Origin of the sequence: Bariatricus sp. HCP28S3_A7 (genome assembly GCF_052066375.1) — a bacterium.
In the GTDB taxonomy this organism is placed as follows: domain Bacteria; phylum Bacillota; class Clostridia; order Lachnospirales; family Lachnospiraceae; genus Allocoprococcus.
The window spans coordinates 1-5,547 of record NZ_JBQHSG010000052.1 but is presented as its reverse complement, the minus strand read 5'-3'; the positions used below and the strand labels follow the sequence as shown (position 1 = coordinate 5,547).

At 39.0% G+C, this 5,547-nt stretch carries 5 protein-coding genes and 2 pseudogenes; 6 read left to right on the top strand and 1 reads right to left on the bottom strand.

The features are described from left to right. Window positions 1-222: zinc ribbon domain-containing protein (locus ACTNA4_RS15710; RefSeq protein ID WP_441031060.1), on the top strand; the 222-nt coding region annotated here is incomplete at its 5' end. A 151-nt stretch (window positions 223-373) separates the two neighbouring features. Here ACTNA4_RS15710 and ACTNA4_RS15705 read toward each other — a convergent pair. Beyond that, a complete protein-coding gene (locus tag ACTNA4_RS15705; protein ID WP_441031057.1) occupies window positions 374-895 on the bottom strand; it encodes an ImmA/IrrE family metallo-endopeptidase in 522 nt (173 codons plus the stop codon). Between the two features lie 595 nt (window positions 896-1,490). Between ACTNA4_RS15705 and ACTNA4_RS15700 the strand changes: the two genes are divergently transcribed. From ACTNA4_RS15700 to ACTNA4_RS15680, 5 genes and pseudogenes are all read left to right on the top strand, one after another. Continuing rightward, window positions 1,491-1,637: a hypothetical protein gene (locus tag ACTNA4_RS15700; RefSeq protein ID WP_441031055.1), complete on the top strand. Its 147-nt coding sequence runs from the start codon at window positions 1,491-1,493 to the stop codon at window positions 1,635-1,637. A 71-nt stretch (window positions 1,638-1,708) separates the two neighbouring features. Further along, window positions 1,709-2,248 (top strand): annotated as a pseudogene (locus tag ACTNA4_RS15695) (tyrosine-type recombinase/integrase); the annotation flags it as partial. Window positions 2,249-2,473: 225 nt separating this feature from the next. Beyond that, window positions 2,474-3,652: an AAA family ATPase gene (locus tag ACTNA4_RS15690; protein ID WP_427808693.1), complete on the top strand. Its 1,179-nt coding sequence runs from the start codon at window positions 2,474-2,476 to the stop codon at window positions 3,650-3,652. Continuing rightward, window positions 3,649-4,389 carry a hypothetical protein gene (locus tag ACTNA4_RS15685; RefSeq protein ID WP_427808694.1) on the top strand — a complete coding sequence of 247 codons (741 nt, stop codon included), beginning with the start codon at window positions 3,649-3,651 and terminating at the stop codon, window positions 4,387-4,389. The genes ACTNA4_RS15690 and ACTNA4_RS15685 overlap by 4 nt, the downstream gene beginning before the upstream one ends. 1,086 nt (window positions 4,390-5,475) lie before the next feature. Next, window positions 5,476-5,547, top strand: a pseudogene (locus tag ACTNA4_RS15680) (IS200/IS605 family transposase); the annotation flags it as partial.

Sequence of the window (5,547 nt, the reverse complement as noted above, 5' to 3'; positions counted from 1 at the left end):
CGGGATATGCTTGCATATAAGCTGGAAGATAGAGGAAAGAAGCTGATAAAGGTCGATCGGTTTTATCCATCCAGTAAAACCTGCAGCAAATGCGGAAAGATCAAGAAAGAAATGTCATTGTCAGAACGGATCTATGAATGTGGGTGCGGGAATCGGATGGATCGGGATGTGAATGCAGCGATCAATATCCGAGAAGAAGGAAAAAGAATTTTATGCGCATAACTGCGCCTGAAATATGCCCGTAACCGGGCAGAAAAGAACCGCGGGGCACGCGGGGATAGCTTATTGATACTTAGCCCTATAGGGCTATTGAGTAAGAAGCCCCTACTTCAAAGCTTTAGGGCTTAAGTAGTGGGAGCATGTCACTCCTTTATTATTTCGCCAGGATATTACTCTGTATCTCCATCGGCATATGATAAGCCTGACCTCGTTTTGTCAGGCTGTATAGTTTAAAACTCATGAGTTCCGGAGTCGCATTCAAAGAGCTGCAGAGTTCGAAATAATCCAGGTCCTCGTTCTGAACCATCTCTTCAATGTCTTCATCTTCAATAAGAAGATCGGCAGCAAACAGATTGGCCTGGTATTCTGTATTATCCGTCATATTGTAGAGTGTATCATCTTGCATCGGAGCCATTTTCAGCTGGGAACGATGCAGGATGATATGCCCTAATTCATGGGCGGCAACGATCATCTTTTCTTCTTCTGAAAGGAAACTGCTGATCATGACATAGATCGTCTTGCAGCTCATAAAACAATATCCTTTCAGTGTCTTATATCTGGAAGTTTCCCCGACAACAATGTTCATCTGATCCATGATCTCAAAGGGATCCCTGGTGCCATATTTCTTGATTAATTTCTTTGTTTCTGTATATTCTGCAGTTTTTACTGCATCCACGTAGTGGTACCACTGAAAAATCGGCTGTCCCTTCCGATTGTAATCAGTGCTGCGCCCACATTTATGTGGAAGCCAATAGACATCAAAGATGTCGTTTATCGAGGGTATGGGGGCGCTGCAGGTCCAGTGGACCTGCGTTTAGCGCGGACCGTAGTGGAACGAAGACCGGAATCCCCATCAAGATTACAACCCGGTGAAAATACAATGGAGCAAAAATTGTGATAGTGTATTACCGGGTGGATCTTGCTCTTAGAAAAAGAACCTCTCACTTATATGGGAAAAGAGAGCCCCTTATACAACATGGAAATGAAAAAACCTCGCTATGGTAGAAATATGATTTTGTTGAAATAGTCAAAAATATTGGCTTTGCGGAATTAGAAACGGAGTGGATCAATTTGTAACAATGAAAATTCATGTATTAAAAAGATTACTTATTAGAGCTACTTTGTTGGAGTACCTGTTCTTGGGCATTGCAAAGGTGTTTGCCTATTGTCGTTGGGAGGATATCTGATATGCTGAAATAGAGGGTACTTGAAATAATGCATAGGAAATTTAAAAGTATATTTCTAGAGATAAGAAACAAGGAGGCAGTATAATGAAGGAATTATATATACCATCCTCAGATGGAAAGAATCAGTTGCATGTTGTTATTTGGGAACCCAATATTACAGTAATTGGAATTGTTCAGATTTCTCATGGAATGATTGAATACATAAAACGCTATGATGAATTTGCAAGGTAGTATAATATTTTTCAAACGAATGGAATGATATACAGAATAGGAGGGATTGATAAGTGTCGGATATTACAAAAAGTGTCCGAAAGGTTTTCCTTCCAAAGTCTGTCGCAAAGATGCTGATCGAATGGAAAGAAAAACAGAATGAGACAAAGGAAGTTCTTGGAGATGAATACATGGACTATAACCTGGTCATGGCAAGTACGTTTGGTCTTCCTTTGGGGGATGGCGCGATCCGGAAGCCATTAAATCAGTTGATTAAGGACTATGATCTCCCACCGGTTGTTTTCCACAGTCTCAGACACAGCAGTGTTACCTATAAGCTGAAACTGAATGGTGGAGATATTAAGGCTGTCCAGGGAGATTCTGGACATGCCCAGGTCAGCATGGTTACGGATGTATATTCCCACATCCTGGATGATGACCGGAAGAAAAATGCAGAATTATTTGAAGAGGCTTTTTATGAGAAGAAAAATCTGGATCCGCAGATGCATCCGAATACAGCACAAAACACGGTAGCGGTTCCGGAAGGCGTGGATGCAGAACTGCTTGCAAAGGTTCTTTCCAATCCGGAAATGGCAGCATTACTTGCATCATTGGCGAAGACAATGAAGTAATGAAAGTATTTGTTTATTCTGTTTTAAATAGGGAAATAATGTAATAAGAATAATATCTAATATTTGTTTAGGTATCAAAAAAAAGAGAAAAACATAAAATCTAAAATAAATTAATTGCTGTAAAATAAAGGTTTTTTAGAGTTTAGATATAGACATATTTTTCAAACATTATTATAATTAAATCAGATTAGATATTATAGAAACTTGGGATAAGAGGAGGATTCAATGAATATAAAAGAAATCAAAATTAAAAATTTCAAATCACTTTATGATGTGTCTTTCTGCCCTGGGAATATCAATGTTTTTATTGGCGCCAATGGTTCAGGAAAATCTTCTGTTCTGGAAGCTATTGGTGTGCTGAGTGCAGCCATGACAGACCGTGTGAATAATAATAGTCTTCAGCGGAAGGGGGTTCGGCTTAGTACTTCATCATTATATAAGTCGCAGTTTCGTTCTATTGAACGAAGTATGCCAACGGTTGATTTTGCCATGAGCTGGAAGAGAAATAAAAACGAGTATGAATATTCTGTACATCTTACTACACCTGCAGATGATGATACCTGGAAATATCATTCGGAAAGTGTTTCTAAAAACGGAGAAAATGTATTTGGCCGAAGTAATCGATCAAGCGTACAATTAAATAATAAGGTAGGATATTATGCTCTGTCAGAAAAACTGAACGGAGAAGAATATACAGATATGGGAAACTATATCTCTGGGTACGGAATTTATCAGCCGGATACTCTTACTCTGCGTGGAAATGTGGCAGATCCTACACAGGTTACGCCAATCGGACTGAATGGTGGCAGACTTGCTGATGCAATGGAGGATTTATTCTCGGCTGTAGATGATGAGATAATGTTTGGAGCAATGAGTATGGATGATGTTCTTGAATTAATCGAGTGGGCATCGGATATTCATATCGCAAGGCCCAAAAAGTCGAATCTGAATCCGGGAGTTCCGAGTACACGACAGGTCATCGAATTTCAGGATCGTTTTTTAAAGGATAAAGCAGTATTTACCGGATATGATGCCAGTGAAGGTGCTTTGTATGTTCTGTTTATGCTGACACTGGCTATGCATCCGGATGTGCCGGGAATGTTTGCGATTGACAGTTTTGATCATGCTTTAAATCCTAGACTGGCAAAAAGAATCACAGAAGTATTCAGTCAGCTGATAATTGAGAGCGACAAGACGGTTTTCATGACAACACATAACCCCCTTGTACTGGATGGACTGAATCTGGCGGATGATAGGATACGACTGTTTGCCATTAATAAAAATAAGTATGGGCACGCTGAATTAAATAGAATCCAGATTTCTCAAGAACTTTTAGAAACAGGACAATCCTTATCCAGACTTTGGATTAACGGACTTCTGGGAGGTGTTCCGGAACTGTTATGAAAAAGAGGATAGGAATTGTAGGTGAAGGACCGACAGATTATCTTGTACTTAAATGCATGATCGATCAGATAACCGGAGAAGAAAATGATTATCTGAGAATTCAGCCGGAACAAAATATGCTAGGCGAGTACGGAAATGGGTGGAAAGGTGTATGGAACTGGTGTGAGTCTACAGGACAGAATCTGGATAAGATTATGAAGGGTATTTCTCCTAAGATTGATATGATTGTAATTCAAATGGATGGGGACGTGGCTCGGAAAGAAAAAGAGGTTCATTGTCGGTGTGCAACTGTGGAATGTGAGCATAAGGGGAAAGTTCATCCATTAGGATGTGAAACGTTAATAGATGGCTCATGTCCAGTAGACATTCCGTGTAAAGATCATGAGAACACACCGGAAGGATATCGCAGCCATATAACACATTGTGTTTTACAATGGCTTGGAACAGATACCGAGAGAAATGATATTATTATTACGGTGCCATGTGACAGTACAGATACATGGATTGTTGCTGCTTTTGATCCTATGGAGGAGATAGAAAAAATCCAAAATCCATGGAAGGATATTATTTCCAGAAAAAAGGATTACCATGGAATAAGAATACCAGGTCATAAAAAGAATAATCGTATATACCAGCAGCTGATTCCTACTTTGGAAAGTCATTGGAAACAAGTAATTGATTTGTGTGATTCTGCTAAGTATTTTGAAAAAGCAGTAAAAGTAGCCTGGGGTGAATAAAGAAAATATCTCCATCATTTAGCAACAAAATGATGGAGATATTAATGAAATGAAGGAGATTTTGGTAAAATGGTGCCGGGCCGGCAACTGGATATGTTCGTATTTAAATCGGCTGTCGTGGTCAAAACACCATAGACAAATCAACAACAACGTTGTATAGTAATAATAGAAATCTGGTCAATTGAATATTGTTTATCATTCCCGCTTGTAAGGGGATGGTAGCCGGAAGATGATATCTGTCAGTAACAACAGAGCTTTCCCCGGATGTTAGCAGCTGCAAAGAATCTGCTAATTTTCAGGTCTTATCTGGTCTTGACAGAAAGGGTATTCAGATTACCAGAATTTGATTCGAAAATAAAAAAAGTCCTTGATAATAAAGGGCTAAACATATCAGTTCTTGACGGGGATTGACAGAACCACAGAGCTCTCCTAAGCGAAGGGTCGGAGGTTCAAATCCCCTTGTCGACGGTGGGCATCGGAATGATTAGCAGAAATTGCGAAATCATTCCGATTTGTCTTTGTAACGGTAAAAAATCACTCCGTTTTACCCTCGGAATTACAAACGAAATAGGGATTCGGATAATGAAAATTTCCCAACAAAAAAGTACCTATTTCCAAAACAGGAAAATGAATTCTTCTAAGAAATTATGGCGACGATGCTGTTTTCGCCAGTATGGTTAGCGTTAAGTATTGTTAAAATCAGTACTTTCTTAGCAAAAATTCATTGAATGACAACTCTATATAAGTTATTGAATGACAATGCTCATTCACAGATCTGTAAATGGTCTCGTGAATGGGCATTTTTCTTTGCATTTAAATAGCCAAAAAAGGAGGGAATTCTAATGAATTGCAAAAAGAATGCGAACAGCAATCCGGGCGAAAAAAAGCAGCTGTTTCATCCAGAGAGTGAGAAAGTCGTAGAGATCGGACTGGAGCGATTAAGGCCATTTAACAAGATATAGCAAGAATTTTCCCACCTCTTTAGGTGGCGAGATGAATTGCAAAAAATATGAGAGAACACTTGTTCTAAGGTGCCGGATGTGGTATAATATAATCAGTCGAATAAAAGAAAGGATTGATTATAATATGGATTTGGATAATAATGCACATTCAGTATTTTTGTTATATTATCATTTGATTATGGTTGTGAAATATCGC